The organism is Lactococcus formosensis, assembly GCF_037892375.1.
Taxonomy (GTDB): Bacteria; Bacillota; Bacilli; order Lactobacillales; family Streptococcaceae; genus Lactococcus; species Lactococcus formosensis.
Window position 1 is genome coordinate 1,471,096 of record NZ_CP141721.1, and the last position, 25,910, is coordinate 1,497,005.

31 protein-coding genes are annotated in these 25,910 nt (G+C 35.2%); 22 read left to right on the forward strand and 9 right to left on the reverse strand.

Annotation, left to right across the window (positions count from 1 at the left end):
- Nucleotides 1-10 precede the first annotated feature (10 nt).
- Entirely contained in the window at nucleotides 11-1,162 is a 1,152-nt protein-coding gene (locus VNN39_RS07150) for a hydroxymethylglutaryl-CoA synthase (protein WP_338997257.1), read from the reverse strand.
- Between the two features lie 122 nt (nucleotides 1,163-1,284).
- Here VNN39_RS07150 and VNN39_RS07155 point away from each other — a divergent pair, with 122 nt between their 5' ends.
- The 7 genes from VNN39_RS07155 (at nucleotide 1,285) to VNN39_RS07185 (ending at nucleotide 8,362) form a co-directional block, all read left to right on the forward strand.
- Entirely contained in the window at nucleotides 1,285-2,427 is a 1,143-nt protein-coding gene (locus tag VNN39_RS07155) for a thiolase family protein (protein ID WP_165711494.1), read from the forward strand.
- A gap of 9 nt (nucleotides 2,428-2,436) precedes the next feature.
- A complete protein-coding gene (locus VNN39_RS07160; RefSeq protein ID WP_338997259.1) occupies nucleotides 2,437-3,678 on the forward strand; it encodes a hydroxymethylglutaryl-CoA reductase, degradative in 1,242 nt (413 codons plus the stop codon).
- Between the two features lie 85 nt (nucleotides 3,679-3,763).
- Nucleotides 3,764-4,036 carry a 30S ribosomal protein S16 gene (rpsP, locus tag VNN39_RS07165; protein WP_338997260.1) on the forward strand — a complete coding sequence of 91 codons (273 nt, stop codon included), beginning with the start codon at nucleotides 3,764-3,766 and terminating at the stop codon, nucleotides 4,034-4,036.
- 76 nt (nucleotides 4,037-4,112) lie between these two features.
- Entirely contained in the window at nucleotides 4,113-4,352 is a 240-nt protein-coding gene (locus tag VNN39_RS07170; RefSeq protein ID WP_004256341.1) for a KH domain-containing protein, read from the forward strand.
- A 198-nt stretch (nucleotides 4,353-4,550) separates the two neighbouring features.
- Nucleotides 4,551-4,949, forward strand: a complete 399-nt coding sequence (locus tag VNN39_RS07175) for a Spx/MgsR family RNA polymerase-binding regulatory protein (RefSeq protein WP_019292392.1) — start codon at nucleotides 4,551-4,553, stop codon at nucleotides 4,947-4,949.
- A 429-nt stretch (nucleotides 4,950-5,378) separates the two neighbouring features.
- On the forward strand, nucleotides 5,379-6,683 hold the full coding sequence (locus VNN39_RS07180; RefSeq protein WP_338997261.1) for a hemolysin family protein: 1,305 nt from the start codon (nucleotides 5,379-5,381) through the stop codon (nucleotides 6,681-6,683).
- A gap of 176 nt (nucleotides 6,684-6,859) precedes the next feature.
- Complete coding sequence (locus VNN39_RS07185; protein WP_339006995.1) at nucleotides 6,860-8,362, forward strand: flavocytochrome c; 1,503 nt, start codon at nucleotides 6,860-6,862, stop codon at nucleotides 8,360-8,362.
- Nucleotides 8,363-8,411: 49 nt separating this feature from the next.
- Here VNN39_RS07185 and VNN39_RS07190 read toward each other — a convergent pair whose 3' ends face one another.
- The 5 genes from VNN39_RS07190 to VNN39_RS07210 all read right to left on the reverse strand — a co-directional run bounded on the left by VNN39_RS07190 (nucleotide 8,412) and on the right by VNN39_RS07210 (nucleotide 11,085).
- Nucleotides 8,412-9,359, reverse strand: a complete 948-nt coding sequence (locus VNN39_RS07190; protein WP_338997263.1) for a magnesium transporter CorA family protein — start codon at nucleotides 9,357-9,359, stop codon at nucleotides 8,412-8,414.
- A gap of 115 nt (nucleotides 9,360-9,474) precedes the next feature.
- Nucleotides 9,475-9,999: an Asp23/Gls24 family envelope stress response protein gene (locus tag VNN39_RS07195; protein WP_240246768.1), complete on the reverse strand. Its 525-nt coding sequence runs from the start codon at nucleotides 9,997-9,999 to the stop codon at nucleotides 9,475-9,477.
- 54 nt (nucleotides 10,000-10,053) lie between these two features.
- Nucleotides 10,054-10,242: a DUF2273 domain-containing protein gene (locus VNN39_RS07200; protein WP_014024981.1), complete on the reverse strand. Its 189-nt coding sequence runs from the start codon at nucleotides 10,240-10,242 to the stop codon at nucleotides 10,054-10,056.
- Nucleotides 10,243-10,251: 9 nt separating this feature from the next.
- Entirely contained in the window at nucleotides 10,252-10,812 is a 561-nt protein-coding gene (gene amaP / locus VNN39_RS07205; protein ID WP_017370115.1) for an alkaline shock response membrane anchor protein AmaP, read from the reverse strand.
- A gap of 33 nt (nucleotides 10,813-10,845) precedes the next feature.
- Nucleotides 10,846-11,085: a GlsB/YeaQ/YmgE family stress response membrane protein gene (locus VNN39_RS07210; protein ID WP_017370116.1), complete on the reverse strand. Its 240-nt coding sequence runs from the start codon at nucleotides 11,083-11,085 to the stop codon at nucleotides 10,846-10,848.
- Nucleotides 11,086-11,361: 276 nt separating this feature from the next.
- Between VNN39_RS07210 and VNN39_RS07215 the strand changes: the two genes are divergently transcribed.
- The 3 genes from VNN39_RS07215 to VNN39_RS07225 all read left to right on the forward strand — a co-directional run bounded on the left by VNN39_RS07215 (nucleotide 11,362) and on the right by VNN39_RS07225 (nucleotide 13,562).
- Entirely contained in the window at nucleotides 11,362-12,300 is a 939-nt protein-coding gene (locus VNN39_RS07215; RefSeq protein ID WP_338997265.1) for a N(5)-(carboxyethyl)ornithine synthase, read from the forward strand.
- A 143-nt stretch (nucleotides 12,301-12,443) separates the two neighbouring features.
- Nucleotides 12,444-12,686, forward strand: coding sequence for a GlsB/YeaQ/YmgE family stress response membrane protein (locus tag VNN39_RS07220; RefSeq protein ID WP_014024978.1), 243 nt, complete (start codon nucleotides 12,444-12,446; stop codon nucleotides 12,684-12,686).
- A 150-nt stretch (nucleotides 12,687-12,836) separates the two neighbouring features.
- The gene (locus tag VNN39_RS07225; RefSeq protein ID WP_338997266.1) at nucleotides 12,837-13,562 is read left to right on the forward strand and encodes a class I SAM-dependent methyltransferase; all 726 of its coding nucleotides are present in this window, start codon (nucleotides 12,837-12,839) and stop codon (nucleotides 13,560-13,562) included.
- A gap of 183 nt (nucleotides 13,563-13,745) precedes the next feature.
- On the opposite strand, the gene VNN39_RS07230 is transcribed toward VNN39_RS07225, so the two are convergent.
- Nucleotides 13,746-14,381: a DUF421 domain-containing protein gene (locus VNN39_RS07230; RefSeq protein WP_270231658.1), complete on the reverse strand. Its 636-nt coding sequence runs from the start codon at nucleotides 14,379-14,381 to the stop codon at nucleotides 13,746-13,748.
- Between the two features lie 15 nt (nucleotides 14,382-14,396).
- A complete protein-coding gene (locus tag VNN39_RS07235; RefSeq protein ID WP_165713852.1) occupies nucleotides 14,397-14,843 on the reverse strand; it encodes a DUF3290 domain-containing protein in 447 nt (148 codons plus the stop codon).
- Nucleotides 14,844-15,108: 265 nt separating this feature from the next.
- On the opposite strand from VNN39_RS07235, the gene VNN39_RS07240 reads away from it, so the two are divergent.
- Entirely contained in the window at nucleotides 15,109-16,506 is a 1,398-nt protein-coding gene (locus VNN39_RS07240) for an APC family permease (protein ID WP_096368127.1), read from the forward strand.
- Between the two features lie 44 nt (nucleotides 16,507-16,550).
- Here VNN39_RS07240 and VNN39_RS07245 read toward each other — a convergent pair whose 3' ends face one another.
- Entirely contained in the window at nucleotides 16,551-16,748 is a 198-nt protein-coding gene (locus VNN39_RS07245) for a hypothetical protein (protein WP_270741253.1), read from the reverse strand.
- Nucleotides 16,749-17,330: 582 nt separating this feature from the next.
- Here VNN39_RS07245 and VNN39_RS07250 point away from each other — a divergent pair.
- From VNN39_RS07250 to VNN39_RS07300, 11 genes are all read left to right on the forward strand, one after another.
- The gene (locus tag VNN39_RS07250; RefSeq protein ID WP_338997268.1) at nucleotides 17,331-18,161 is read left to right on the forward strand and encodes an Rgg/GadR/MutR family transcriptional regulator; all 831 of its coding nucleotides are present in this window, start codon (nucleotides 17,331-17,333) and stop codon (nucleotides 18,159-18,161) included.
- Nucleotides 18,162-18,542: 381 nt separating this feature from the next.
- Nucleotides 18,543-20,840, forward strand: coding sequence for a hypothetical protein (locus VNN39_RS07255; protein ID WP_338997269.1), 2,298 nt, complete (start codon nucleotides 18,543-18,545; stop codon nucleotides 20,838-20,840).
- Nucleotides 20,830-21,345, forward strand: a complete 516-nt coding sequence (locus VNN39_RS07260) for a hypothetical protein (protein ID WP_165713857.1) — start codon at nucleotides 20,830-20,832, stop codon at nucleotides 21,343-21,345. Before VNN39_RS07255 ends, VNN39_RS07260 begins: the two co-directional genes overlap by 11 nt.
- A gap of 124 nt (nucleotides 21,346-21,469) precedes the next feature.
- Entirely contained in the window at nucleotides 21,470-22,120 is a 651-nt protein-coding gene (locus VNN39_RS07265; protein WP_338997270.1) for a hypothetical protein, read from the forward strand.
- 35 nt (nucleotides 22,121-22,155) lie between these two features.
- Entirely contained in the window at nucleotides 22,156-22,467 is a 312-nt protein-coding gene (locus VNN39_RS07270; RefSeq protein WP_017370127.1) for an LPXTG cell wall anchor domain-containing protein, read from the forward strand.
- Nucleotides 22,468-22,674: 207 nt separating this feature from the next.
- Nucleotides 22,675-22,977, forward strand: a complete 303-nt coding sequence (locus VNN39_RS07275) for a hypothetical protein (RefSeq protein ID WP_338997271.1) — start codon at nucleotides 22,675-22,677, stop codon at nucleotides 22,975-22,977.
- 471 nt (nucleotides 22,978-23,448) lie between these two features.
- Nucleotides 23,449-23,655 carry a PTS lactose/cellobiose transporter subunit IIA gene (locus VNN39_RS07280; RefSeq protein WP_165713861.1) on the forward strand — a complete coding sequence of 69 codons (207 nt, stop codon included), beginning with the start codon at nucleotides 23,449-23,451 and terminating at the stop codon, nucleotides 23,653-23,655.
- A 9-nt stretch (nucleotides 23,656-23,664) separates the two neighbouring features.
- A complete protein-coding gene (gene rimM / locus VNN39_RS07285) occupies nucleotides 23,665-24,180 on the forward strand; it encodes a ribosome maturation factor RimM (RefSeq protein WP_017370130.1) in 516 nt (171 codons plus the stop codon).
- 1 nt (nucleotide 24,181) lies between these two features.
- Nucleotides 24,182-24,910, forward strand: a complete 729-nt coding sequence (gene trmD, locus VNN39_RS07290; protein WP_096368128.1) for a tRNA (guanosine(37)-N1)-methyltransferase TrmD — start codon at nucleotides 24,182-24,184, stop codon at nucleotides 24,908-24,910.
- Complete coding sequence (locus VNN39_RS07295) at nucleotides 24,910-25,494, forward strand: HAD-IA family hydrolase (RefSeq protein WP_339006998.1); 585 nt, start codon at nucleotides 24,910-24,912, stop codon at nucleotides 25,492-25,494. The genes trmD and VNN39_RS07295 overlap by 1 nt, the downstream gene beginning before the upstream one ends.
- Entirely contained in the window at nucleotides 25,491-25,889 is a 399-nt protein-coding gene (locus VNN39_RS07300; RefSeq protein ID WP_051008863.1) for a DUF1149 family protein, read from the forward strand. Before VNN39_RS07295 ends, VNN39_RS07300 begins: the two co-directional genes overlap by 4 nt.
- Nucleotides 25,890-25,910 lie beyond the last annotated feature (21 nt).

Genomic DNA, 25,910 nt, shown 5'->3' on the forward strand with positions numbered 1-25,910 from the left:
CAATGTTTTTTTATTTACGATAAAGTCGTGTTGAATTTTTTAATTCTGCAAGACTATAACGCATAGGGTCAGAGAAAGTTTGATCAATATGTGCGTCAAGACTTTTTGAGAACATTTCTTCATATTCTGGAATAGTGAGTTTTTTGCGCTTATCTAAAAGGGCTTGATGCTCTGACTTGCGGAGATGTTGCTCAAAGCCTTCAACCAACTGGCCAGAGAAAAATTCGGCAACCGTTCCAGAGCCATAGCTGAAGAGCCCAATCTTATCATCTGCTTTTAAATTTTCAGCATTTTCTAGTAAGGAAATTAAACTGAGATAAAGCGAACCTGTATAAAGATTTCCTACACGACGATTATATGTGATTCCTTTCTCATATTGCGCGAGAAGATGTTCCTGAACTTCAGAACTTTCACCTTCAAGTTGAGGAAGAAGTGCTTTTTTCCCCATCTTGGTATAAGGGGTATGGAAAGCCAGGGCAGAAAAATCAGAGAAACCTAGTCCAGTACGACGTGCATACTCTTGCCAAACTTTAGAAAAGGCCTCAATATAAGTGGCATTTGAAAACTGTCCATCAACAGTTGGATAAATATCACCAAAAGGACGCCAGAAGTCATAAATATCTTGCGTCAAGCTGACAGAGTCATCATTGAGTGCTAAAATCTTAGGGTCAGCTGTGATTAACATGGCTACGGCACCAGCACCTTGTGTGGGTTTACCACCTGTATTCAAGCCATATTTAGCTATATCAGTCGCAATAACGAGAACTTTACGGTCTGGATGACGATAAACATGGTCTTTTGCCATTTGCAAGCCAGCAGTTGTCGCATAGCAGGCTTCTTTAAGTTCGATAGAACGCGCAAAAGGCTGAATATCAAGTAAACCGTGAACAACAACAGCAGAGGCTTTTGACTCATCAACGGAAGACTCTGTTCCCACAATGACCATATCAATTGCTTGCTTGTCTTCTTCAGTCAGAATTTCAGCAGCTGCATTGGTCGCAAAGGTGATGAGATCTTGGCTGATCGGATTGACGGCCATTTGGTCTTGTCCAATACCGATATGAAATTTAGCAGGATCGATATCACGCGCAAGCGCTAAATCAGTCATATCTACATAAGTTTCAGGAACAAAAAAGGCAAGTTTGTCAATACCAATATTCATATATATCCTCCAGTTTATATGCTTTATAAATTTGTATGTTTAAGCTCCAATTTTAACATAAAAGATTAAAAATTGGAAAAAACTTTTGACTATTTGGACGAGAAATGTGCTATACTTGGCTTATGAAAGAAATAGTAATTATCGATGCGCTTCGTACGCCTGTCGGAAAATATGATGGTGCTCTGTCAGATAAGACAGCTGCAGAACTGGGTGTTCATGTAGTTAAAAATCTACTTGAACGTCACGAAGATATTAAAGATGACGTTAAACAAGTGATTTTTGGCAATGTACTTCAGGCTGGTACAGGGCAAAATATTGCACGTCAAATCTCAATCAATAGTGGCCTATCTCACCATGTCCCAGCTTCAACTGTGAATGAAGTCTGTGGTTCTGGTATGAAGGCAGTGATTCTCGCTAAACAACTTTTACAACTTGAGGAAGCAGATGTCGTGATCGCTGGGGGAACAGAATCAATGTCTCAATCTCCAATCATCCGCCACCGTAAATCTGGTGAAGAAATTCTTACGATGATGTCTGAAGGTTTGACAGATGCCTTTAACGGTGAATCTATGGGCTTGATTGGTGAAACAATCGCCGAGCAATTTGAAGTTAGTCGTGAAGAACAAGATCGTTTTGCTCAACGTTCACAAGAAAAAGCCTTAGCTGCACGTACAGCAGGCGCATTTGAAAAAGAAATAGTGCCGTTTTCAGACTTAGCAGAAGATGAGACGATTCGTGCGAACTCATCACTAGAAAAACTATCTTCTCTTCGTACTGCCTTCAGCGAGAATGGTAGTGTAACTGCAGGTAATTCATCACCAGTAAATGATGGTGCGTCCGCTTTAATTTTAGCAAGCAATGATTATGCTGAAGATAAAGAGCTTCCAGTTTTGGCAAAATTATTGGCCAGTGAAGAAGTGGGAATTGATCCTGAAATTATGGGAGTTTCACCGATTAAAGCTATTCGTCAGTTGCTTGAACGTACAAAGTTGGATATTGAGGATATTGATGTATTTGAAATCAATGAAGCCTTTGCCGCTTCTAGTGTAGCTGTAAATCAAGAGCTTAATATTCCAGAAGAAAAAGTGAATATTTACGGGGGCGCTATTGCTCTAGGACATGCTATTGGTTCATCAGGAGCCCGTATTTTGACAACTTTAGCTTATGCGCTTCAACGTGAAAATAAGCGTTATGGTATTGCTAGCCTTTGTATCGGTGGTGGCCTTGGTTTAGCTGTCCTCTTGGAAAACCCTAATTTAGTTTAATCAATGAATATGAAGAAAAAATTTTACCAAATGAGTCCAGCAGAGCGTCTGGATTTTCTTGACTTAAAATCAGAAACACAACAAATTTTAGAAGAAACAGTGCTTGATGCGAATTTAGCAGACAACCTTATTGAAAACCAAATCAGTGAATTTGAGTTACCAATGGGTTTAGCACAAAATTTTGTCATTAATGGCAAAAGGTATCTTGTCCCAATGGTTACCGAAGAACCTTCTGTGATTGCAGCTGCAAGTAATGGTGCAAAGATAGCTGGAGAATTTCAAACAGTACTTGCAGAGCGGTTAATGCGGGGGCAGATTGTTTTTTATGATGTTGAGCAGGCAGACCAATTAATGCAGACTATTGAAGAAAATCAAGCGGAGATTTTTCATGCTGCAAAAGAAGCTTATCCCTCCATTGTTAAACGGGGCGGTGGTTTACGACACGTGAGCAGCAGGGCTTTCGAAGCAGAAGGTTTTGTATCCGTTGATTTTAAAGTGGATGTGAAAGATGCAATGGGAGCAAACATTGTTAATGCTATTTTGGAAGGTGTTGCTAACCTTTTTCGCACATGGTTTCCAGAGCAAAAAATCTTGTTCAGTATCTTGAGCAATTATGCTACAGAGTCCTTGGTTAAAGTCAGTTGTGAAATTCCTGTTGAGCGGCTGAGTAAGGGAGATAATGGGCAAGAAGTTGCTGAAAAAATTCAGGCAGCTTCACGTTTTTCTAAAATAGACCCTTATCGTGCAGCCACACATAATAAAGGAATTATGAATGGAATCAATGCAGTTGTTCTCGCCACAGGAAATGACACACGCGCCGTAGCCTCAGGAATTCACGCTTATGCAAGTAAGGAGGGGAGCTACCAAGGTCTGGCGGAGTGGTATGCAAAAGATGGGATACTATTTGGAAGTCTTGAGCTACCATTGCCAGTGGCCACAGTTGGTGGCGCAGTAAAAGTTTTACCCAAGGCTCAAGCAGCTTTAGAACTCTTAGAAATTACAGAGGCAAAAGACTTAGCACAGGTCATTGCTGCAGTGGGCTTATCGCAAAACTTGGCGGCCTTACGTGCCTTAGTTTCTGAAGGGATACAGCAAGGACATATGAGTTTACAAGTCCGTGCTTTAGCAATGACAGTGGGTGCTAAAGACGAAGAAATCACTATTTTAAGTGAAAAACTCCGCGAAGAAAAGGTAATGAATCAAGCGATAGCCGAAAAACTTTTGCTGAAAATCCGTCAAAATAATAAATAACAGTGCTGTCAAGTTTTTTTCTTGACAGGATGGAATTTTATGCTATAATAGTGAAGTAATAAAAAATAGAAATAGGAAATATAACATGTCTGTAAAAATTCGTTTAACTCGTATGGGTTCAAAGAAAAAACCTTACTACCGTATCAACGTTGCTGATTCACGTTTACCACGTGATGGTCGTTTCATCGAAACAGTTGGAACTTACAACCCACTTGTAGCTGAAAACCAAGTAACTTTGAAAGAAGAACGCGTTATGGAATGGCTTAACAATGGTGCACAACCATCTGATACAGTTCGTAACATCCTTTCAAAAGCTGGCGTTATGAAAAAATTCCACGAACAAAAATTCAGCAAATAATATTAAAAGCGGCTTAAGCCGCTTTTTGTCAATTTCACAATAATTTGGACGATTTTAGTCAGAGTAGAGGTGAGAAATGCAAAAAGATGTGAAAGAACTTGTAATGACAATTGTAAAACCTTTGGTCACAGAACCCGATGCTGTTTCATTGGAAATTATCGAAGGTGAAGAATTTATGGAGTACCATTTGGAAGTAGCGGAAGCTGATATTGGTCGTATCATTGGCCGTCAAGGACGTATCATTCAAGCAATTCGCACAGTCGTTTACTTTGTACCCGTTGAGGGTAAAAAAGTTCGCCTTTTGGTGGATCAATAAGATATTAAATAAAAGAGCGCAGGTCATAAATCTGTGCTTTTTTATTTAATATCTTGGATTTGTGGAAAAAAACTAGACAATTTTAAATTTGGTTTAAGGAACAGTTAACTCACAAATAAGAAAAGAATAGTATATTAAAGATACGACTTTGAAAAATTGCTAAAAGGTTGTGAAAATGGGAATAAGAGGGATAACACTATGATTAAGCTATATACCGCGGCGGCCAACTCATCATCACAAAAGGTAAGAAAATGGCTTATGGATCATCACCTAGAGTTCCAAGAAATCAATCTCACTAAAGATACACTTACAAAAGAAGAAGTTCTTGCAATCTTTTCTTTAACGGAAGAAGGGTCAGATGATATTATTACACGTAGAGGAAAAGCCATCCAAAATTTAAAAGATGATTTTTATTCTTTAACGATTCAAGAACTGATTCAAGCAATCGTTGATAATCCCCTTCTACTTCGTCAGCCATTAATCATAGACAATAGCCATTTGCAAGTCGGCTACCACGAAGAAGATATCCGCAAATTTTTGCCTCGAGAAGTACGGAAAGTTATGATTGAAGACTTTGCTAAAAAAAGAAAATTATAAATAAATTAGTTATATTCTTCTGATTTTTTTGAGACGTTCCCTTTCACAGGAGTGGCTTAACGAAGAATTTTGAAATCAAAGCGGATGAAGAGTATAAGCAAATATAGACAGCAAGTTTGCCCCCTCTTAAGGAAAATTCTTAGGTGTTAAATAGGAAATAGGAATATGTAAGATAAAATTTACAGCTTACTTGGCTCTAAAAAATTAAAAGAAGTTAAAATAAGTGAGAGTGTCCAAGGAAAGTGTTGTGTGAGTTGCAAAGTATAGTAAATAAAAGCATCTAGATTTCTAGTGCTTTTTTCGTTAAAAATAAGTGCTAAAGCTTGTTAGCTTAAAGAAGAAGTGGAGTAGGTAGGACCAGTAAATTTTTTGCTATAATAGACAATAGAGAATTTTTAAGAAAGATTAAAATATAAAGGGGACAATCTATTGACGGTAAATCTTATAATAATAGTATTAATGATTGCTTTTACAGCTTTCTTTGTTGCATCTGAATTTTCTTTAGTCAAAATACGTAAAAGTCGTTTAGAAACATTGGCAGCTGAAGGAAACAAACAAGCAAAACTAGCTATTGTTGTTGTAGAGCATTTGGACTCTTACCTGAGTGCCTGTCAGCTTGGGATTACACTGACTTCTTTGGCTATTGGTTGGGTTGGTGAAAGCACGATTCATGCCTTGCTTGCGCCTGTGATTCACTATCTACCACTGCCTAATACGATTGCAGAAAGCTTTTCAATTGTTCTAGCTTTCTTACTGATTACTTTTGTTCACGTCGTAATTGGTGAATTGATTCCGAAATCACTTAGTATTTCTAAGACAGAATCTGTCGTTTTAGCAGTTGTAAGACCTTTGCACTATTTCTACAAGGTGACATATCCTTTTGTTTGGCTGTTGAATGTTTCCGCAAGTTCTATTGGGAAACTTTTTAATCTTAGCCTAGCTTCAGAAGGAGAAGAAACACATTCGGAAGAAGAACTTCTTTTGATAGCTAACCAGAGTTTTGCTAAAGGTGAAATTAACGAAAAAGAATATGAGTATCTCAATAAAGTTTTTGAATTTGATGATTTATTAGCCAAAGAGATCATGGTCCCTCGTCTCGACATGGAAACAATTGCTTCTAGCACAACGATTAAAGAAGCACTTGAGTTTGCTATCGAAAAGGGACATACGCGTTTCCCAGTAATTGGAAAATCTAAGGACAATATCTTAGGTTATGTGACTCTTCAAGCTCTTATTAAAGAGTATCTTGTGTTACCAATGCAGAAAGTGCATATGATAGCTCAAGAACCGATTGTCTTTATTGATACTATTCCAGTAAAAGTTTTACTCTCACAAATGCAAAGTGAACATAAACATTTTGCAATTTTGTCTGATGAATATGGTGGAACCAGCGGTTTAGTAACGATTGAAGATATTCTGGAAGAACTCGTCGGTGATATTCAAGACGAGCAGGACCATGAAGAAGAAAATATTGTCGAAGTTGAACCCGGAATTTATCATGTCAAAGGCAAGACACCTTTATCTGAAATTGAAGATAAGTTTGATATAGATTTTGATAATCCTTCGTCAAGCAATACTATCAGTGGTTATATCATTAATGCTTATCTGGAAAATAGAGAGGAGCTTAACGTGGGGAGTATTAAAGTTTTGAATGCTCTTCAAATAAAGATTCTTGAAATGGATAGAGTGACTCCAAGTGAGTTAGAAATAACTAAAGTAGACAAACTCACCTAGATTTTGATGAATTGAAAGATAATAAAGAGCTCGCATCAAAAATGTGAGTTTTTTTGATAAAAACTTAAAAAAGGGTGTTTATTATATTTTGTGTACTTTTTAATATTTTCTTGACAAAATATATGAGACGTGATAGAATTTTATTGTTCATGTGAAAACAAACACAAGGAGAGATTATGAAAATTTGGACAAAATTAGGATTGTTAGCCATTCTTGGCCTTTCATTGACGGCATGTGGGGGAAATGCTCAAAATAAAAGTACGTCTTCTAGTTCATCAGAAAAGACTGATGCTAAAACAGGCGCCAGCAAAACTATGACTTATGCAGAGCCATCCAGCTTGAAAAAAAGCTATGATGTCATCATCGTTGGTTCTGGTGGTGCAGGGATGACCGCAGCTATCGAGGCGAAGGATGCAGGGATGAATCCTGTCATTCTTGAGAAAATGCCCATAGCTGGAGGGAATACTTCTAAAGCCTCTGCTGGATTGAACGCTTCGGAAACATCTGTTGAAAAAGCACAAGGTGTTACAGACTCAAATGATAAATTTTATGAAGAAACGCTTAAAGGTGGTGGAGGAACAAATGATAAAGAACTCCTTCGTTACTTTGTCGATCATTCTGCAGCAGCAGTAGATTGGTTAGCACAGAATGATATAGTCCTTGATAATTTAACGACTACCGGTGGGATGAGTGTTTCTAGAACGCACCGTCCACATGATGGTTCAGCTGTCGGAGCTTATCTTGTTAAAGGATTAGAAGAAAATATATCTAAACGTGATATTCCAGTTTTTGTTAATAGTGATGTGACAAAAATAAATGAAAAAGACGGAAAAGTCTCAGGTGTCGAAGTTAAAATCGAAGGTGAAACAAAACAAGTTGACTCAAAAGCTGTCGTTGTAACAACAGGTGGATTTGGTGCCAATCAGAAAATGATTGCTAAATACCGTCCTGACTTGAAAGATTATGTCACAACTAATGCCGCTGGCTCTACTGGAGATGGGATTGAGATGATTTCCGCTCTTGGAGGTGCTTTGGTTGATATGGATAAAATTCAGATTCACCCTACTGTTTTCCAAAAAACAGGATATCTTGTATCTGAATCAATTCGTGGTGAGGGAGCGATTCTTGTAAACAAAGAAGGTAAACGTTTCTACAATGAAATGGATACACGTGATAAAGTTTCAGCAGCTGAACTTAAACAAGATGGCAAGTATGCTTATGCTGTTTTTGGCGAAGGAACCAAGGATAAAGTTAAGGCGGTAGATCAATATATCTCTAAAGATATGGTTGTTGAGGCAGATAATGTTGAGGAACTTGCGAAAAAACTTGAGATAAAACCAGAAGAGCTCAATGCAACAGTGACCAAATGGAACAAAGCAGTGGCCGATAAACAGGATTCAGAATTTGGGCGTACAACAGGGATGACTAATGATATTTCTGGCAAAGTTTATGCGATTAAAGTTGCACCAGGAATTCATCACACTATGGCTGGCGTAAAAATTAATACACAAACACAAGTTCTAAAAGAAGATGGTCAACCAATAAAAGGTTTATATGCCGCTGGAGAAGTTACAGGTGGCTTGCACGGAGGTAATCGTATCGGAGGAAATGCAGTAGCCGATATCATTATCTTTGGACGTCAAGCTGGCCAAGAATCTGCAAAATATGCAAAAGCTTAACATATATTTTCACTTGAAATAAAAAACATCCTAAAGTTGGATGTTTTTTTTATAAAAGCTTTATTTTTCTCAACCAATACCAGACACCACCACTAAGGGCGAGCGAAATCGCCAAAACTAATAGGAAACCAAAGGAAAATTCTTCAAAGGGAAGTTTAAGATTTATACCCCAAAAGCCATAAATCATGGTTGGTATAGTCAAAACGATAGAAATTTCGGTGAGAGTTTTCATTATGGTATTGAGACGGAAGGAACTTAGATTGTTGACCATTGTATCTAAGCTAGCAAGATATTTATTATAGGCTTGAGTAAGCTTTTTTAAACTGTCTAAATTTTCCTCAAGTTTTATAATGCCGCTATGTCCATTTTCGTCTAAATTCAAAGTATTTTTTTCACGCTTAAAAAATTCTATTATTTTGTCATCACTATCATAGGTTAGAGATAAACTGATTAAATATTTTTTGAGTTGAAGTAATTGACTGAAGAGTGAGCGTGTAGGACCATTATCATTAATCGAGGTTTCTAGTTTTACAATTTTATCCCTAATTTTTTGCGCATCTTCTGTCATTTTAGCAAGAGCTGCGTTAATCAAGCTAATCAAAATTTCTTCGGTTTTTAATTCCTTCTGGCAGTCTTTAAGGAATTCTAAGACGAAGTCTTCTTTATCTTCAGTAATGATTATTACTGAATGTTCACGCTTTAAAATAAGTAGAGAGTCAAGCATATGCTCAAATTCAGCTTCCTTCCTCTCTCTTGGATAGAGAAGAAGTAAAGTGATGTATCCATTTCCATTTTCTCCCTTATTAAAGAAATAGTTAGCCTCCTTTTTATCATAAAACAAAGAAGAGAGATCCTGCTGATATTGATTATTTAGATGTTTGAAAAATTGACGGTCAGGTTGATAAAAGTAAAATAAGGTATTATCCTCTTCACTTTCAAGGGGAGCTATTTTAGAAGCAGCAACTTCTAAAGCTTTAAGGATTTTATATTTAAACATTGACTTTCCTCCAAAAAGGGTCACTTCCAAAAGTAAAACAAGATATGATAGCCAAAAGGCCCCTATCATAGAGGCCAACTTAGAAGTTAGATTTTTAAGAAAGAAGCGGAAATGCTTACTCTACTCTCCCATTTTCAGGCGTCATGTCGTCAACTTTATCTTTTACTTTATCGACTTGTTTTGAGGTAAATTTTCCTGTCGTTTGCGCGGCATCAACCACACGATCTTGGACGGTTACTTCGTCATCTTTTTGTTGCTCTTTTGTCTTAATGTCTGTAACTGTTACATTAACTTCTACAACATCTAGGTCCGTCATGTTTGCAACTTCTTTACGGATAACATCCTTAATTTGGTTATAAATTTCTGGAACATTTTTACGGTATTCTGTGATAACTTTCAAATCTACTGCAACTTGTGTTTTGCCCACTTCAACATCAACTCCGGAAGTTACGTCATCCGTATTTACAAGTTTTCCAGTTAAGTTAGAGAAGAAACCACCTTCGACAGCCAGTAAGCCATCCACGGTTTCTAAAGCTAATCCTACAATTTTTTGGACCACTTTGTCTTCGTAAGTTAATTCTCCTTTGATATCCTGAGTATTTTCGTGGTTATTAGAAGCAGTATGCTCAGTTTCGGCCATTGTTCCAAAGGGTTTCATGTTTTCTTGTACCATTTAATTCTCCTTATTTATAAGTTATTTCCGATTTTTTAAGTGTTCAATGATTCCGGTCTTTTGTAGAAATAAGCCCGCTATTACACCAAAGCCAATTAATATCAAAAGTAGAACCATTTTCCAAAAACCAATAGTGAAGATGGCAATGGCAGCTATACCACCGATAATGCCACCAATAATTGGATATCGATATCTTTCCAGATAATCCATTGACACCTCCTATACAACGCGAGAGCGTTTATTGTTTGTTTCTTTATTTAATGCATTTACTTCAACTTTTATTTTTACAGGTTGATCTACACCAAAGAAAAGTTTTAAACTATCAATAATCTCTTGTTCGAGCAAACGTGATTTTTCAGCAATTTCGACCCGAGGAATGATTTCCCCCTTCACATCAATGTTTATTTTCTTTTTATAGAGTGTAACATTAATGCGTGGAGATTTGAGAAAGTCATTTTCGAGGACTTTCTCACGAACAAGTCCTTCAATAGCTGAACGTTTTAAAGTGAGTTTTCCACCATGAGTAGGTAGTTCAATATCAATATAGGTACGAGGATAAAATGCGATGATGAGCAAAGCAATTATTAAAATAACAGCCAAGATAGCATTTCCCCAGAATAGATAGACAGGTACGTATTCACCGATATAGACGAGTTGACTTGAAGCGCTTGTCATATCGCCATACTCCACTAAATTGTAGTAATCCCAAGCTGAAGGAACTACAAGAGAAAGTAGGAGGAGATCAAATACGATGAGAATAAATTTCTTTCCAGATGACACAAGGCCTCCTTTCTAAATGCTTTAACGAAAAAATTAATGACTCATTTTTGATAAAACAAAGGATACAACGGCTACGACAATGACGGCACCGATGATTGAGGGAATCAAAGCCATGCCGGCCAATGAAGGGCCCCAGCTTCCGAGAAGGGCTTGCCCTACAGCAGAACCGACTAAGCCGGCTAAGATGTTGGCAATCCAGCCCATGGAGCCTCCTTTAGTGATGACACCTGCAAGTAAACCAATGATGGCTCCAACAATAAGTGACCAAATCATAAAATACCTCTTTTCTAGTATGTGCTGACATACATTTCTATTCTTAAACTAACACATCTGGAAAGCGGATTCAAATGATTGGTTTATTATTTTTTCATTATTCCAAAAAATAAATGCTCGAATTACTGATGTATCTAACTTTCAGGGTAATATTCCGAAAATTCAGAAAGATATTGATAGGATTTGAAAAATAAAAGTGATAGAATAATGAAAGGGGATACAATATTGGTAAATAATACAAATGGTATCTCAAAAAATAGAATGAAGGAGAACATTATGATTTTAGGTTTTATTAAGGCAAATTTCCCAGGTAAACGTCGTGTTCCGCTATTACCACAAGACATTACAGACTTTGATAATCAATTGCTGATTGAAACTGGATTTGGAGAGTTTTTAGATATTGAAGATGTTGAATATGAAAAAGCCGGGTGTAAAATCCTTTCAAGAGAAGAAGTGTTCAAACAGTCTGAAGCGATCTTTTCATTGAAACTTATCCAGCCAAGTGACTATGACCATATTAAAAAGGGACAAATCATCATCGGTTGGACCCATCCTTATGGCTCTGGTAAGTCTTTCATGAAAGAACAAGCCATTCCCAAAGAACTTATTGTTGTTGACCTAGATAATAATTTCCCTGCTATTTATTATAAGGATAAAGTCATCGAAACAAAGATACCAACAGGTATTATGGAACGGAATAGTTTTTTTGCTGGTTATGCTGGTACATTAGATGCTCTGCTGAAGTTTGGAATTTTACCAGATGAAAGCACTAAAATTGCAGTTCTTGGCTCAGGAAATGTCTCGCAAGGTGCATTTCATGCAGTTTCAAAATTTTCTTCAAATGTAAAAATGTTCTACCGCCGGACACTTCCGGTTTTTAAGGAAACTTTTAGCACTTACGATATTATCGTCAATGGTATCGAAGTTGGAGCGGGTAATAACCCCATTTTATCCTTAGAAGATCAAAAACAACTGCGGAGAGGAAGTTTCATCATAGATACGGCAGCTGATGCGGGGAATACGATTGAAGGGAACCATTTCACAACAATGATGGACTCAATCTATAAAGAAAAAGGCATTTATTACTATTGTGTCCCTAATACACCATCTATGGCTTATCGTAATGTTAGTCCAATGCTAAGTAAACAATTGAGTAAATACATTTTTAAAGAAAATGTTGAAATCTTTAAAGAAGCACTGAAACAGAGTAAATAATTAGTGACATGATATAACAATGTAACCTCTAGCTTAAACTTACCTAAAAATAATAAACAAGTTGTTTGCTTGAATATTATGATTTTGTTAGAATGAAACTGTTATGAAATTATAATATTATTTTAAAGGAAAGAGGTATTTTTATGATTTGGTCACTTATTGTTGGTGCAATTATTGGGGTGATAGCAGGAGCAATCACAAGTAAAGGTAAATCTATGGGATGGATTGCCAACATCTTAGCCGGTTTAGTCGGTTCTGCTGTGGGTCAAGCCCTCCTCGGAAGCTGGGGTCCTTCATTGGCCGGTATGGCTTTGATTCCCTCAATCATCGGTGCCGTTATTGTCGTAGCCGTTGTATCATTCTTCTTGGGTAAAACAAAAGATTAATACAATTCTTATAAAAAATCACTCTTTGGGTGGTTTTTTTGTATGGTTAAGCAAGCAGATATAGTACAATAAGTTTAAAATATTTTAGAATTAATAAAGAATATCAAGAACAACTTGTATAAGCGAGAAATATCAGGAGGAAGAAGGAAATTGACTGAAGAAGAACAAAATCTCGTCTATTTTTGGGATGGTTTTGCTGAAGAATATGAAGAAATACAACAGGAATCGCCTTTCCCGATTGCTCAAAAGCTAGTGAAGTTCCTTGTACAAGAGAAAATTTTACCTTGTCCAACACTTTTAGATATTGCAGGAGGAAGTGGTCGCTATTTGTCTGTATTTCAGGACCATGTGAAGAGATATACTTTAGCGGATATCTCACCAAAGATGCTAGAACTGGCAAGAGAGAAAAGAAAATCAGAGCATGTTGATTTCCTTAGGATTAGTCAAGAGGCGCTGATTCAAACAAATAAAAAATTTCAAGTTGTTTTTTCCGCAATGAATCCTGCTTTGAACCATCCTGAAAAGATAAAAGAATTGTGCCAACTCAGTCAAAAGTGGTGCCTTATCTTCCGATTGGTTAAGGATGAGGACAGCTTATTTTCTCCTTATGATCAGGAAGTGAACCCAGAGTTAAAATGGATGGAACACTACAAAAACTTTCTTCAAAAAGAGAAGCAAGAATTTTTTGTGCAACAATTTACTTTTGAAAAAACAGAAATGATTTCAAAAAAATTTTTCCACGCGTATTTTGAGGATGAATGCAGTAAACGGGAGTTGGAACGCCGTATAAACGAGCATTTTGGAGTGCAAGAATCATGCAAAAATTACCAGAAAGTTGTCTACGAACTGATTTACATTCCATGTAACAAAAAGTGACGAGAAAAGTAGAATGCTTTGTACTATATTTATGATTTATACCAGAGTCGAAAGAAAAACTACAAGAGCTTCAAAAAACATAAATAAAAACCCAAGAAAATTATAATTTTCTTGGGTTTTTGTTTTATATTATTGGAAAGGAAAAATAAACTAATTCAGTATCCTTTTTAATATGAGTGGAGTTTAATCATGATAACCATAGAGTTTTAATTCGCCCGAAATATATTCTCCTAGATAGACTTCAGTAATTTTATGAAAGCCGTTTTCAATGATTTTAGTTTCAAGCCACTCTTCGTTTTTATTTATAATGTCTAAAACATCATAGTTGGCTTGTCCGTCTACAATGATCGGGTATTTAATGTTTTCTCCTCCAAATTCGATAATTGTTAATTGACCATTTTGCTCTAAAATTGCGCGCTTTACATTTTGAACTTCATAAATTCCATTGGATCGTAGCTTAAACATAAGTTCATTTGCCGATATCCCATTTTTCAAACATTCCGTAACTTTTATTTTTCCATCTTGAATTAAAGTAAGTGGCTTTCCGTCTACAATCACTTTAATATAACGATTATGTTCTTTAGCAAATTTCAGAAGGAGGACAAGAAGAGTCCAAATGATTAGGACAAGGACAAATTGTAAGACCGTTATCGAATCATTATAAATGACACCTCCAATTATTCCGCCTAATACATAATTTTGAACTTGATCCATTGCTGATGAAGGTGCAAGATTACCTTTTCCCATGATGTTGATTTGGATAATTAAACAAACAATTCCGAGGGCAAATTTGATTATTATTGGACTATATAATTGCATAGCTAACCTTTCTTATTATTTAGAAATAATGTTGATTTTATTATTGAGCAGATGAGTTTCGGTGATAGTATAGGATTGCTGATCGGCATTGAGATTGACCGTGTAAAAATCATCTTTTACTTTTACAATTATTCCATCAGTAAGTTGAGTTGAACTTACCAGAATGTCTTTTTGCTCAACATTCATATTATCTGCAAATTGCTCAACAAAATTGACCATTTGAGAGGATTGAGAATGCCGTGACTGATTAACCTGATAATTTGAATACTGTATCCCAAGAGAAAGGATGAGGAACAAGAAAAAAATGAGACTAAGATCTCGATATTTCGTCTTGATTCGATGTTTTAAATATAACGAAAAAACAACGATAAGTAGTATGAGTGAACCAAAAATGAAAATATACCATAGGTAATCTGTTAGTCCAGCTTGTGTTTTCAAGAAACTAATATCATAAAAATTCATAAAACCTCCAATAAATTAACTGCAATTTTTTCTTAATAACCGATATATTATTAAAAAATTCCACAATTATATACTATCATAAACAAACTAATATATATAAAGAATATTTTTCATTCATCTGCTTAAAATAAAAAATACAATAATTGTTTGTATAATTTTAAATAAAATGGTACAATTTTGTCTACTTGAAATTTTAATATTTTAAATCATAGTTTGTCTTCGATTGAAGTATGAGCTATAAGTAGAAGAAAGGAAAAGAAAAAATTTGGGATTTTCAACAAAAGCAAAATTTGAAACCTACAGTAAAAAGGACAGTAGATTAGAAAAAACATTGGGGGTTAAAGACTTTTTGGCTTTGGGAGTGGGGACGATTATTTCTACTTCAATCTTTACTCTACCAGGAATTGTTGCTGCGCAATTTGCAGGACCAGCTGTTGTATTTTCTTTTTTGATTGCTGCAGTTGTTGCTGGAATGGTCGCATTAGCCTATGCTGAAATGGCCAGTGTTATGCCCTTTGCCGGCTCAGCCTACTCATGGATTTCGGTCCTGTTTGGAGAGGGATTTGGATGGATTGCGGGTTGGGCCTTACTTGCAGAATATTTTATTGCCGTAGCCTTTGTGGGCTCAGGTTTCTCGGCTACATTTCAGCATATTCTAGCAACCTCTAATATACATTTACCGGCAGCTTTGGCTAATCCACTTGGAACTAATGGTGGTATCGTTGATATTATTTCTTTAATTGTTATTTTAATTGCCGCCCTTCTTGTATGGCGAGGCTCGAATGATGCTGGAATAATTGCGCAAATCTTAGTTGTGTTAAAAATTATTGCGATTATCACATTTATTGTTGTAGGTTTAACAGTGATTAAACCTCAAAACTATACACCATTTATACCTAAACACAATCCTACTACAGGTTTTGGGGGAATATCGGGGATTTTATCAGGCGTCTCGATGATTTTTCTGGCTTATATTGGCTTTGATTCAATTGCGGCAAATTCAGCTGAAGCTAAAAACCCAAAACGTACAATGCCTTTAGGGATTGTAGGCTCGCTCGTCATTGCCGTAGTTCTGTTTTCAGCAGTCACGCTCGTTCTTGTCGGCATGCATCCTTATACTGAGTATGCAAATAATGCAGCTCCTGTATCATGGGCTTTGTCAGAAGCAGGATTTCCTTTGGTTTCACAAGTAATTTCAATAGTTGCTGATGCTGGGATGTTTATTGCTTTACTGGGAATGATTTTAGCGGGTTCTCGACTGATCTATGCTTTTGGTCGTGACGGAATGCTTCCTAAAATTTTAGGAGAAGTAGACAAGCGTGAAAATCCAACCAATGCTTTAATTGTTTTAACTACAGTTGCAATAATTATTGGGGCATTTTTCCCATTTACCTTCCTGGCTCAATTGATTTCCGCAGGTACATTGATTGCTTTTGTCTTTGTTTCAATCGGGATGTTTGCTTTACGTCCCCGTGAGGGCAAAGACTTACCACAAGCAAGTTATAAAATGCCATTTTACCCGATTTTACCAGCTCTAGGCGCGATAGGATCAATTATTGTATTTGAAAATCTTGATTCACTTGCGAAATTATACTGTTTCATCTGGATTTTGTTAGGTATTGTGATTTATTCATTGTATGGGGCGAAGCGCGAAAAAAATTAATCATTATAAAACGAATTGAGAGTTTATCAAATCGTTTTTTTTTGTTAAAAATTTTTCCAATTCTTTTCTTTTAATTCAGAAATCTCTTGTTTTAGTTTTTCAATCTCTTCGGACTCGTTACGTTTTGTGAATGTCAAAACGATATAAATCAGACAAAGGATAATAAAAATATTCCAAATATAATCGGGAATAAGTCCAAGATAATCCATGAGACCATTGGGGGTATTCATATGTTGATGCATTATTTTCTCCTTTATTTTAAATTCAAGTATTCATAATGGTTCGTTTACTTTGAGGAATGAATTAATGAATGCCCTCGCTATTAAAGCCAACGAGAAGTTTTTTCTGAGAAAGGATGGGTATACGTAAAATTTCTTGCGTTTGAATGTAGAAAAGTGCCTCATTCAATATCATAGTTGTAAGATTTTTTACTTTACTTCTAGTTTTTGAATTCCCTTGACTCTTTATAATATCCTCTAACTCATTCAGTGAGCGATAAAATGGTAATAAGTTGCGAACGCGAAAAGTAATCAACTTTCTTTTTATAGGTAAGTCTATTAAATTGGATGACTTTTTTTATTAGGACTACATGATGAACGCTGATAAATAGTAATCATTGATTCTCTCCTTAACTCTAGAGTGAAGATAAGTGTTTAAAAACAAGTATACGTTGACTTTTTATTTTTTCACAAAAGTTTCGTCTCATTATATATTCTTTAGGTTTAAATTTGTGAGAAGGACGGAATGTCGGAAAAAAACGTCTTTCATTTTTTGACCAATTCCTTTATCATGGAGAAGAATAATTTTATGAAGGAGAAGTAAGAATGTGTCAAAATCGTTATGGGGAGTTATTTAGAAAAATACGTAAACAAAGTGGTCTTTCCCTCACTGCTTTCTCTTCGATTGGAATAGGAAAAACAACCCTTTCAGATTTTGAACGTGGGAAAACCATGATGAGATTTGATAAAGTTGTTATGGGCCTTCAGTTTATGGGTGTAAGCTTAGAAGAGTTTGAGCATCTCTTAAACCACTATTTGATTAGTGATCCACTTGTGATATTAAATAGTGCTGAATCTGCCTTAATATTTGAAAATAAAGAAGAATTGAGATGCTTGGCCGAGTTAGCCAAAAAGCCCAATCACACTCAAATTCATTTTGCATTAAAAATTTTATTAGGAGAAGCAGGAGACTTTGAAAGAGAGGAGCTTACGGAGTTTTTATATACTGCAACATCATGGACTTATAAAGAAATGTTTATTTTTCATACACTGATTGATCAGATTCCACCGAGAGATACCCTCAATATTTTAAAAGAGTTTAAAAAAAGTTTCCGAGGAATTTATCGTTCAACGGAGTACAGACGTGGGCTTGCTTTAGTTTTATTTAGAGCGATTACAGTCCTCTCTTACTATGGCTATAAAAAAGAAGCAGGTGAGATTATTCTCTCCATTGAAGAGCATCAATTGGCCTATTCTATGTTTTTAAGAAACTTATTTTATGGTACTAAAGCCTATTGGGTATATTGTTTTGAGGATAAAGAAAAGGGGCAAGAGATGGCACAAAAGTTCATGACGATACAGGAATTGGCTGGAGTTCCAGAAGTGACGGCCTTTTATAAAAAAAGGGTGGAACAATATATGCTGGTGCAGGAGTAAAGACTTAAGGAGTACACCTCAAAAAAAGTTCCGGCATCCCGGACAATCGGTTAGAATACAACATTATTGTGTATAATAAGAAAGTATGAAATAAACCGAAACTTAAATTATCAAAAAAATCTTAGTTTTTAAGAGAGAAGCTCCTGAATTAAGGTGTTTTTTTGTTTTCTAAACCGTTTTCAAAGATATTGCACTTCAAAAAATCCCCCAATACACACATATTTTTGAATCGCACTGATTTTTTATTAAAATATACAAAAAATTACTTCTAGATGTTGTGGTTTTTGTATATTTTTTCTTTTTTTACAAAATCTTTTTCAATATAACTAAGATTTTACAGAAAGAAAAAGAATAAATGGAATATAAAGAAAGGAATTAGGATTGAAAAAGAAACGGATATATTTTTCAGTTGCCGTAATTATACTTTTATTGGCAAATACCACGTCAGGCGCTGTACAGGTTATAGCGGAGGAATTGTCTAAAAATAATAGAAGTGTAGAAAAAATAGAATCTCCTGAAGTTTCCGAGGATGGAAAGAGTGAAAGTATTATCGCCAGTGAAGATACAGAAAGAATTCAAAAAAGAGATGAAAAGCAAACATCATCCTTATATATTGAAAACGAGTATTCTCAAGAATTTGTGGAAAATAATAATCAAATAAAATTTTTAGAGAACAATAAAGGTGTACTGCTTCCCGAGGATGGAAGAACAGATAGCCCTGGAGAAAAACAACATTTAAAATTACAGGAAAAAAATATTACTCCTTATCTAAGCACTCAGTGGACTGATGTACCTACATCATTTAGAGCCGATATTGCTCAAATGTTACTTAAACATAACGATGAAATATTGAATAGATTTCAAACTCAAATTAATCAATCGAACGAAAAGTTGGGTTGGAAAAAAGGTTCAAAGTTAATACTTGACATACCTCAGCTTGAAGTGGAGGAATACGGGCCAGGTAGATATACTTATATCAAAGGAATTGTAAAAATTTTAACAAATGGATTTAAAACTGTGACAGATGGAACAATAAAAGTTGGGACTACGAATGGTGGAAATCAACTTTATATTGAAAGGGTACAAAATAAGCCTTCTCAAAAAAATATTGAAATTGAGGAAACTTATTTAGGGTTAGAAGATCGTCCTACTAATGAAATTGGGTATTATAATCCTTGGTATTTGGAAATAGATGGTGTGGTCGATACGATTGATTATGGGAAAAAAATATTAGATTTTTCGAATATCCTTCAAACCCCTTTTATCTCATACATCACAACAACACCAAGTTCGGTAGAAATTAATTCAAAGATTCCAGATCCATCTTCATATATTAGTATCACTCAAAGCTTAACTGATTCTCCTCAATTCAAATATCTTCAAGAACCTGATTTTAGTAGAGTAGGAACTACCGAGGCAATTGTTCAAATAACAGATCGTCTAGAAGATTATTCAGTAGAAGAAATTGTTCATTTAAACTACACAGTCACAGAGGATAAAACAACTTTGGACTTACAAGATGTAAATATGTATGTTGGGCAAACGTTTGATCCTAATATGCCTTTCAAAAACGTAACAGATATGGAAGGAAATAAACTCACTGCAGCTGATATTACTAAATATACTATTGATGGTATACAAACGAAAACTATCGATACCTCCCTTCCTGGGCAACATAGAGTCAAAATTTATCATGAAAATGCACATGGAGTAGAAATAGAAAGTAATGAAGCACTGGTTAATGTTAATCAAGATCAAACAGAGCTTGAGTTAAAAAACGTTGATTTAGAAGTCGGAGATATCTTCGATCCAGATGCCCCTTTCCAAAAAGTAGTAGATAAAGATGGAAATCTCCTTTCTTCTAAGGATATCCAAAATTACCAGATTGACGGTAAAAACACGAAAGAATTGGATACTTCTATTCCGGGTCAACATACCGTTCAAATAGCATATACGAATGCACTAGGACAGGAGGTCGTTAGTAATGAGGCGATTATAACTGTACAAAGAAAGACTTATGATATACAGGAATCTATCTATGACACAGAAGGTAACTTATTAAGAGATAAAGTTATTACAACTGTTAACGATGATCAAGAGTTTACACCCCGACCAGATAAATATTATCAAGATGGTGGAATAACCTACTCTTACAAAGGTTGGTTAACAGATGGACAAACTCCCGGAAAAGATAAGCCACTTGAAGGAGATCCTCCCAAAGCTGTGAGTGAAAAGACATATTACTATATTTATGAAAAATTAGATAAATTGATAAATGTTACATTACCCACGGAAGTGCTTTTTGGAACAGTAAATCAAACAAATAAGGTATCTTCTACAAGCTATGTCATAAAAAACAATTCCTCACTAATGAATGTTGATTTAAATTTGGAAGAGTTTATGAAGGAAAAGTCCGATATAACTTTATTAGATGATGAGGACGATATCCCTACAGGAACAAACAATAGTGCAAAATTAAACTTATTAGTTGACAGTAGCCCTGTCATTAAGGGGTTGAGTGAAAAAATAAAAGGTAAAAATATTACTCATCTTACTCCAGAACAGTCAATTGGACTCAGTATTAATGGTGAGTATTTTGGCAGTATGGAAGAAAAACATATTGTTGATTATAAAATGAAAATAAAAGTAAAAGCAGGTGCAATAACTGATGAAAGATAGTCTTGGAAAAGAAAAGAAAAAAATACTCGTTGTTATTCTCTTAATTCTGGTAATCAGTGTTGGGTATTTTGGATATAAAAGTATAAAAAGTCAGCCTAAAGAAATTATTGCAGGATCGTATTTGCCAGAAGGTAAGAATGCAAAAAAAATTTCTGACAAAGAAAGGAAAAAAGCAGCCAATAAAAAAGTTGATGAATCAAAATTTACTTTAACAATTTATCCAGAAGCTACTTTTGAAGAAAACAAAGAAAAAGGCGCACTTTATATTCGAAATCCGTTGGAAAATAGTTACCCAATAGCTGTACAAATAATTGAAGATAAGTCAGGGGATATTATATACGAATCAGGCGCAATTCAACCGGGTTATGAGGTTACCGAAGGGGAACTAATTAAAAAATTACCAAAAGGTAAGTATAAATGTACAGCAAATGTTTCAATTTTTGATGCAAAAACTCAAAAATATAAAGGACAAACCGCTGCCGAAATTGAAGTAAATGTGAACTAGAACTAAAAGAGGAAAAATGATTTTACTCATCATTCAAAAATTTTTATTGTAGATAAAAGGAACACGTCAAAAAGAAATTAAATATAAAAAATAAATTTAAAAGAGAAAAGGTAAAATTATGAAAATGAAATCAATTAAAAACACAGTATTATTAGCAACAATCAGCTTGATTGGCTTAGGATTGAGTGGTCGTGTATTGGCGGCAGAAGGCCAAAACCAAATTATTGATGGTTCTAAGGGACAAAATTCAGCTGACATTATTACTCGAGGAAATTTGGGGGAGATAGATAATACTGACCCTGATACACCATTGCCAGATGGAGATGATCGCTGGATTAACGTAACATTACCAACAGAAGTTGTTTTCGAATCTGTTGACTCAAAAACAATTACTTCTCCTAAGAATTATCAAATTGTGAATAATTCAGGACGTCCAGTCAAAGTAGATGTAGATAAATATGTCATTACTGGTGGCAATGGCGTACCTGCATTGACAAGTTTGAATATTAAACGCACAACTGGGTTTGAGGGGAATCCAACAGTGAACTTAGTTTCTTCTAAAGCAGAAGTTAAAGAGTATAAAATTAATAAAGAACTTGTTCGACTGGCAAATAAAGAAGGTAAATTTGCGGATGAAGTCGATGGGGCAAAATCAACAAATTTTGAATTCACAGGAACAATGAACAAAGAGGACTTGTCAGAAAAGCAAAACTACATTGAGTCAAAACTGTCCTTTAAATTTACTTCATTACGCATGGATGGAACAACAGTTTAATAACATAAGATGTCTATGATAGAAAGGGCAGTATAATGAAAAAATATCTGTTTCTTTTATTCATTAGTACTGTTTCTTGTGTGTTTGCTTTACAGCTTTCAGAGTCAAAGGTATATGCGGATAATAAAGCGAGTATAGTTATTATTGGTAATTTAAATGAACATGAGGATACAGAAATTTCTCATGATGAAATAATCAATGAAAAAGAAAGTTTAAAAAAAGAAAAAACGGTACTAAAAAAGAAAGTCCTCCTTCCAAAAACAGGGGAGACCAGATTAGTCATTTTAAGTGCAGTGGGATTTGTACTTATTATACTAGCAGGATACATTGTTTATCAAAAAGCCTAAACAATCTTAGGCTTTTTATAATAGAGTTATTTAAGAAAAGTAATCTTGTATTGATTATTATTCCAACCAAGAACAAAAGAGATAAGTTCAATCAAGGGACCGTTAAGCTGCCAATAACAAATTATTAAAAAGATATTATGATATAGAGATTTGATAATTTATGCAATTGAGTTACTCTTTAGTAAATGGTTCATAGAGTTCAAATAAGTGAGTGAAAAAATGCATGAAAATATTCCAAAAATACAACAAATAATAATTTATATTGAAGGTTATAATAACTTCTTTGAGGAGCTACATATAAAGAATGAATTGAAAAAAATATTCAGTACACAAGTGTTAGAGATTTGTGAGAGTGCGGAGGATTACGATGTGATAATTGCCAAACGTATAGTATCGTACAGTAATCCTCGAAATATTTTTTATATGGAGGATGTTTTTAATGAAGAAAAATGGAAAGAGTTGCTTTCTTATCTTATTAGTCAGATCATGTGCAAAAAAGTACAGCTATAACTTGATTCCTTACTTTTGGTATACAACACTTATAAAAGAGATATTTGGAAGGAACAGAAGTTTGAAAATATCAAGATAAAATTTGAAAACCATCAAATATTCCAAGAGAGCAGCTTTATTTTCAAAAAAATCATAAAATTATTACTGAGAATATTGAGGACGCTATTATTTCATAATAAGAATACTGGCTATGGTAAGTAGATTGATTGCTATGAATAAATGATTCATATAAAAAATAATTCTATGAAGTCTATCATTATATTGGAATACAAAAACTAGATTATATTAATATAAACTGGTTTTATGCTCAGTTAACGTTGTTCTTGTAGGACCTCAAATTCGATACGAGGTGGACAATATCAAAGCGATTAGTGGCAGCGCTCCGGTTGATGCGGTTAAATATGCAAGACTATGCATGATGAATCGAGAAAATGTCTTAAAATAGGCTTTTAATTTGATGGGAGAACCAGTATGAATCAAGAAATGGAAATGATTTGTTTTCAGTTAATTTCAAATAGTTGTGGATTTAAATCTTCATATGTCGAAGCTATTCGGTTGGCTAAACGGGGAAAATATGATGAAGTTGAACAAAAATTAGAAGAAGCACGAGAATTTTTTATAGTGCACATCACATCCATTATAAAAGCATATAGGGAAATAATACGTGAATTATGGTAAAATATCTGTATGACAAAATTTTACAATGTAGGCACAATAGTGAACACACAAGGGCTTCAAGGAGAAGTTCGTGTGATTTCAGTTACCGATTTTGCTGAAGAACGTTTTGCAAAAAACACAATTTTGGCTCTTTTTGACAAAAAAGGAAATTATGTCCAAGATTTGAAAGTTAAATCATCAAGAAAACAAAAGAATTTTTATATCGTCAAATTTGATGGATTCTATCATATTAATGATGTTGAAGGCTTTAAGGAATTTACTTTAAAAATAGCTGAAGACAAGTTGAAGGATTTGGACGAAGGCGAATTTTATTATCATGAAATTATTGGTTTAGATGTATATGAAAATGATCAATTAATTGGACAGGTTAGCGAAATTCTTCAACCAGGAGCAAATGATGTGTGGGTCGTCAAACGTAAAGGTAAGCGTGACTTGCTTCTTCCTTATATTCCTCCTGTTGTATTGAATGTTGATCTTCAAGCTAAAAGAGTGGATGTGGAAATTATGGAAGGCTTGGACGATTAGGATGAAAGTTGATATTTTAACAATTTTTCCAAACATGTTTGACTCGCTCAACCAATCGATAGTTGGGAAAGCACAAGAAAAGGGACTGCTTGAACTTCATACCCATGATTTTCGCGAAAATGCGAGCAACAAGCAAAGACATGTGGATGATATGCCTTATGGCGGTGGTCAAGGCATGTTGCTGATGCCGCAACCTATCTATGATACAATGGATAAGATTCCGCATGAAAAGGCGCGTGTGATTCTCCTTGATCCTGCAGGCAAACGCTACAATCAAAAAATGGCTGAAGAGCTTGCCCAAGAAGAACATCTAATTTTTATTTGTGGACATTATGAAGGTTATGATGAACGAATTAAAGATCTAGTGACGGATGAGATTTCGCTTGGCGACTTTGTCTTAACAGGCGGAGAAGTAGCAGCTACTGTTATTGTTGATTCTGTAGTACGCTTGCTGCCTGGAGCTTTAGGTAAAGCAGCCAGTCATGAGGATGATTCTTTTTCTTCAGGATTACTGGAGTATCCACAATATACACGCCCGGAAGAGTTTCGTGGGAAGAAGGTCCCAAGCGTTCTGATGTCCGGTCATCACGAAAATATTCGTAAATGGCGCTTGACGGAGAGTTTGAAAAAAACTTTAGCACGACGTCCGGATTTGTTGGAGCAGTACGAAACAAATGCAGAAGAAGAAGAAATTTTGAAACAGCTAAAGATAGAAAGTGAAAAATCTTGATGGCTTGGAAAAATTATATTTGGGATTTTGACGGAACACTCTTCAATACCTATCCTGTAATGTTAGAGGCCTTGCGTGAAGCAATGAAGCAATCCTCAGTAGAATTTCCGGGTCATATAGAAGCTTATATCAAACGTTTCTCTATTCGTAAATTCGCTTTTGAGTTTGCAGACGAGGACTTTCTTGACTTGTATCATAAAATAGAAGCAGAGATGCAAGTCAATCCTCAGGTTTACCCTGAGATCCCACAAATTTTGTCAGAAATTGTAGAAAATGGTGGACAGAATTTTGTCCTCAGTCATCGTGATGATGCCACCTTTGAATATCTGGGTGAACTTAAGAAATACTTCACAGAAGTCATTACCAGTCAGCAAAATTTTGCACGGAAACCAAGTCCAGAAGCTTTGGAATATTTGATTCACAAATATAAGTTGGTACCAGAAGAAACAGTCATGATTGGTGATCGTCCTCTTGATATTGAAGCAGGTATAAACGCAGGTGTAGCCACTTTGCTTTTAGATGAGAAAGCATATTTTGGAGACATCGCCGACAAGAAAATAAAAAATTGGAGTGAATGGAAATGACATTAACATTAGAACGTGATAAAGAATTTGTAAATCAATTTCATTATGACGCACGTAATTATGAATGGGAAAAAGAAAACGGAACACCTGAAACAAATATCAATGTACAATTTCAGTTAGTTCCCCATGATCAAGTACCTGACGGAAAAGTTGCTGCAGAAGATACAGCAATTTATGCTATCTTGACATATATGATTCCTTTGGAGAATATTGTCTTATCAGGTATGCTCAGCCAACTTAACTACGTGCGTGGTCGCCAAGTGAAAGAGCAATCTGAATTAGAGCAAGAAGAAATGGCACAAATTGCGGATCCACTTTTTGATCTTTTGAAACGCTTGGTGTATGAAACAACAGAGGTTGCCCTTGACCAACCGGGCATCAACCTTCAATTTTAAGGATTTTTTCAAGTTTATTTA

What these genes read in the sequence shown, in the direction of transcription:
- VNN39_RS07160 (WP_338997259.1), top strand. Translation starts at nt 2,437, where the DNA reads ATGAAGAAAAAATTTTACCAAATGAGTCCAGCAGAGCGTCTGGATTTT.
- VNN39_RS07220 (WP_014024978.1), top strand. Translation starts at nt 12,444, where the DNA reads ATGATTTGGTCACTTATTGTTGGTGCAATTATTGGGGTGATAGCAGGA.
- VNN39_RS07230 (WP_270231658.1), bottom strand. Translation starts at nt 14,381, where the DNA reads ATGCAATTATATAGTCCAATAATAATCAAATTTGCCCTCGGAATTGTT.
- VNN39_RS07210 (WP_017370116.1), bottom strand. Translation starts at nt 11,085, where the DNA reads ATGATTTGGTCACTTATTGTTGGAGCCATCATTGGTTTACTTGCAGGT.
- VNN39_RS07200 (WP_014024981.1), bottom strand. Translation starts at nt 10,242, where the DNA reads ATGGATTATCTGGAAAGATATCGATATCCAATTATTGGTGGCATTATC.
- VNN39_RS07250 (WP_338997268.1), top strand. Translation starts at nt 17,331, where the DNA reads ATGTGTCAAAATCGTTATGGGGAGTTATTTAGAAAAATACGTAAACAA.
- VNN39_RS07270 (WP_017370127.1), top strand. Translation starts at nt 22,156, where the DNA reads ATGAAAAAATATCTGTTTCTTTTATTCATTAGTACTGTTTCTTGTGTG.
- VNN39_RS07190 (WP_338997263.1), bottom strand. Translation starts at nt 9,359, where the DNA reads ATGTTTAAATATAAAATCCTTAAAGCTTTAGAAGTTGCTGCTTCTAAA.
- VNN39_RS07245 (WP_270741253.1), bottom strand. Translation starts at nt 16,748, where the DNA reads ATGCATCAACATATGAATACCCCCAATGGTCTCATGGATTATCTTGGA.
- VNN39_RS07265 (WP_338997270.1), top strand. Translation starts at nt 21,470, where the DNA reads ATGAAATCAATTAAAAACACAGTATTATTAGCAACAATCAGCTTGATT.
- VNN39_RS07235 (WP_165713852.1), bottom strand. Translation starts at nt 14,843, where the DNA reads ATGAATTTTTATGATATTAGTTTCTTGAAAACACAAGCTGGACTAACA.
- VNN39_RS07280 (WP_165713861.1), top strand. Translation starts at nt 23,449, where the DNA reads ATGAATCAAGAAATGGAAATGATTTGTTTTCAGTTAATTTCAAATAGT.
- VNN39_RS07295 (WP_339006998.1), top strand. Translation starts at nt 24,910, where the DNA reads ATGGCTTGGAAAAATTATATTTGGGATTTTGACGGAACACTCTTCAAT.
- VNN39_RS07215 (WP_338997265.1), top strand. Translation starts at nt 11,362, where the DNA reads ATGATTTTAGGTTTTATTAAGGCAAATTTCCCAGGTAAACGTCGTGTT.
- VNN39_RS07150 (WP_338997257.1), bottom strand. Translation starts at nt 1,162, where the DNA reads ATGAATATTGGTATTGACAAACTTGCCTTTTTTGTTCCTGAAACTTAT.
- VNN39_RS07155 (WP_165711494.1), top strand. Translation starts at nt 1,285, where the DNA reads ATGAAAGAAATAGTAATTATCGATGCGCTTCGTACGCCTGTCGGAAAA.
- VNN39_RS07170 (WP_004256341.1), top strand. Translation starts at nt 4,113, where the DNA reads ATGCAAAAAGATGTGAAAGAACTTGTAATGACAATTGTAAAACCTTTG.
- VNN39_RS07260 (WP_165713857.1), top strand. Translation starts at nt 20,830, where the DNA reads ATGAAAGATAGTCTTGGAAAAGAAAAGAAAAAAATACTCGTTGTTATT.
- VNN39_RS07175 (WP_019292392.1), top strand. Translation starts at nt 4,551, where the DNA reads ATGATTAAGCTATATACCGCGGCGGCCAACTCATCATCACAAAAGGTA.
- trmD (WP_096368128.1), top strand. Translation starts at nt 24,182, where the DNA reads ATGAAAGTTGATATTTTAACAATTTTTCCAAACATGTTTGACTCGCTC.
- VNN39_RS07185 (WP_339006995.1), top strand. Translation starts at nt 6,860, where the DNA reads ATGAAAATTTGGACAAAATTAGGATTGTTAGCCATTCTTGGCCTTTCA.
- VNN39_RS07195 (WP_240246768.1), bottom strand. Translation starts at nt 9,999, where the DNA reads ATGGCCGAAACTGAGCATACTGCTTCTAATAACCACGAAAATACTCAG.
- rimM (WP_017370130.1), top strand. Translation starts at nt 23,665, where the DNA reads ATGACAAAATTTTACAATGTAGGCACAATAGTGAACACACAAGGGCTT.
- rpsP (WP_338997260.1), top strand. Translation starts at nt 3,764, where the DNA reads ATGTCTGTAAAAATTCGTTTAACTCGTATGGGTTCAAAGAAAAAACCT.
- VNN39_RS07300 (WP_051008863.1), top strand. Translation starts at nt 25,491, where the DNA reads ATGACATTAACATTAGAACGTGATAAAGAATTTGTAAATCAATTTCAT.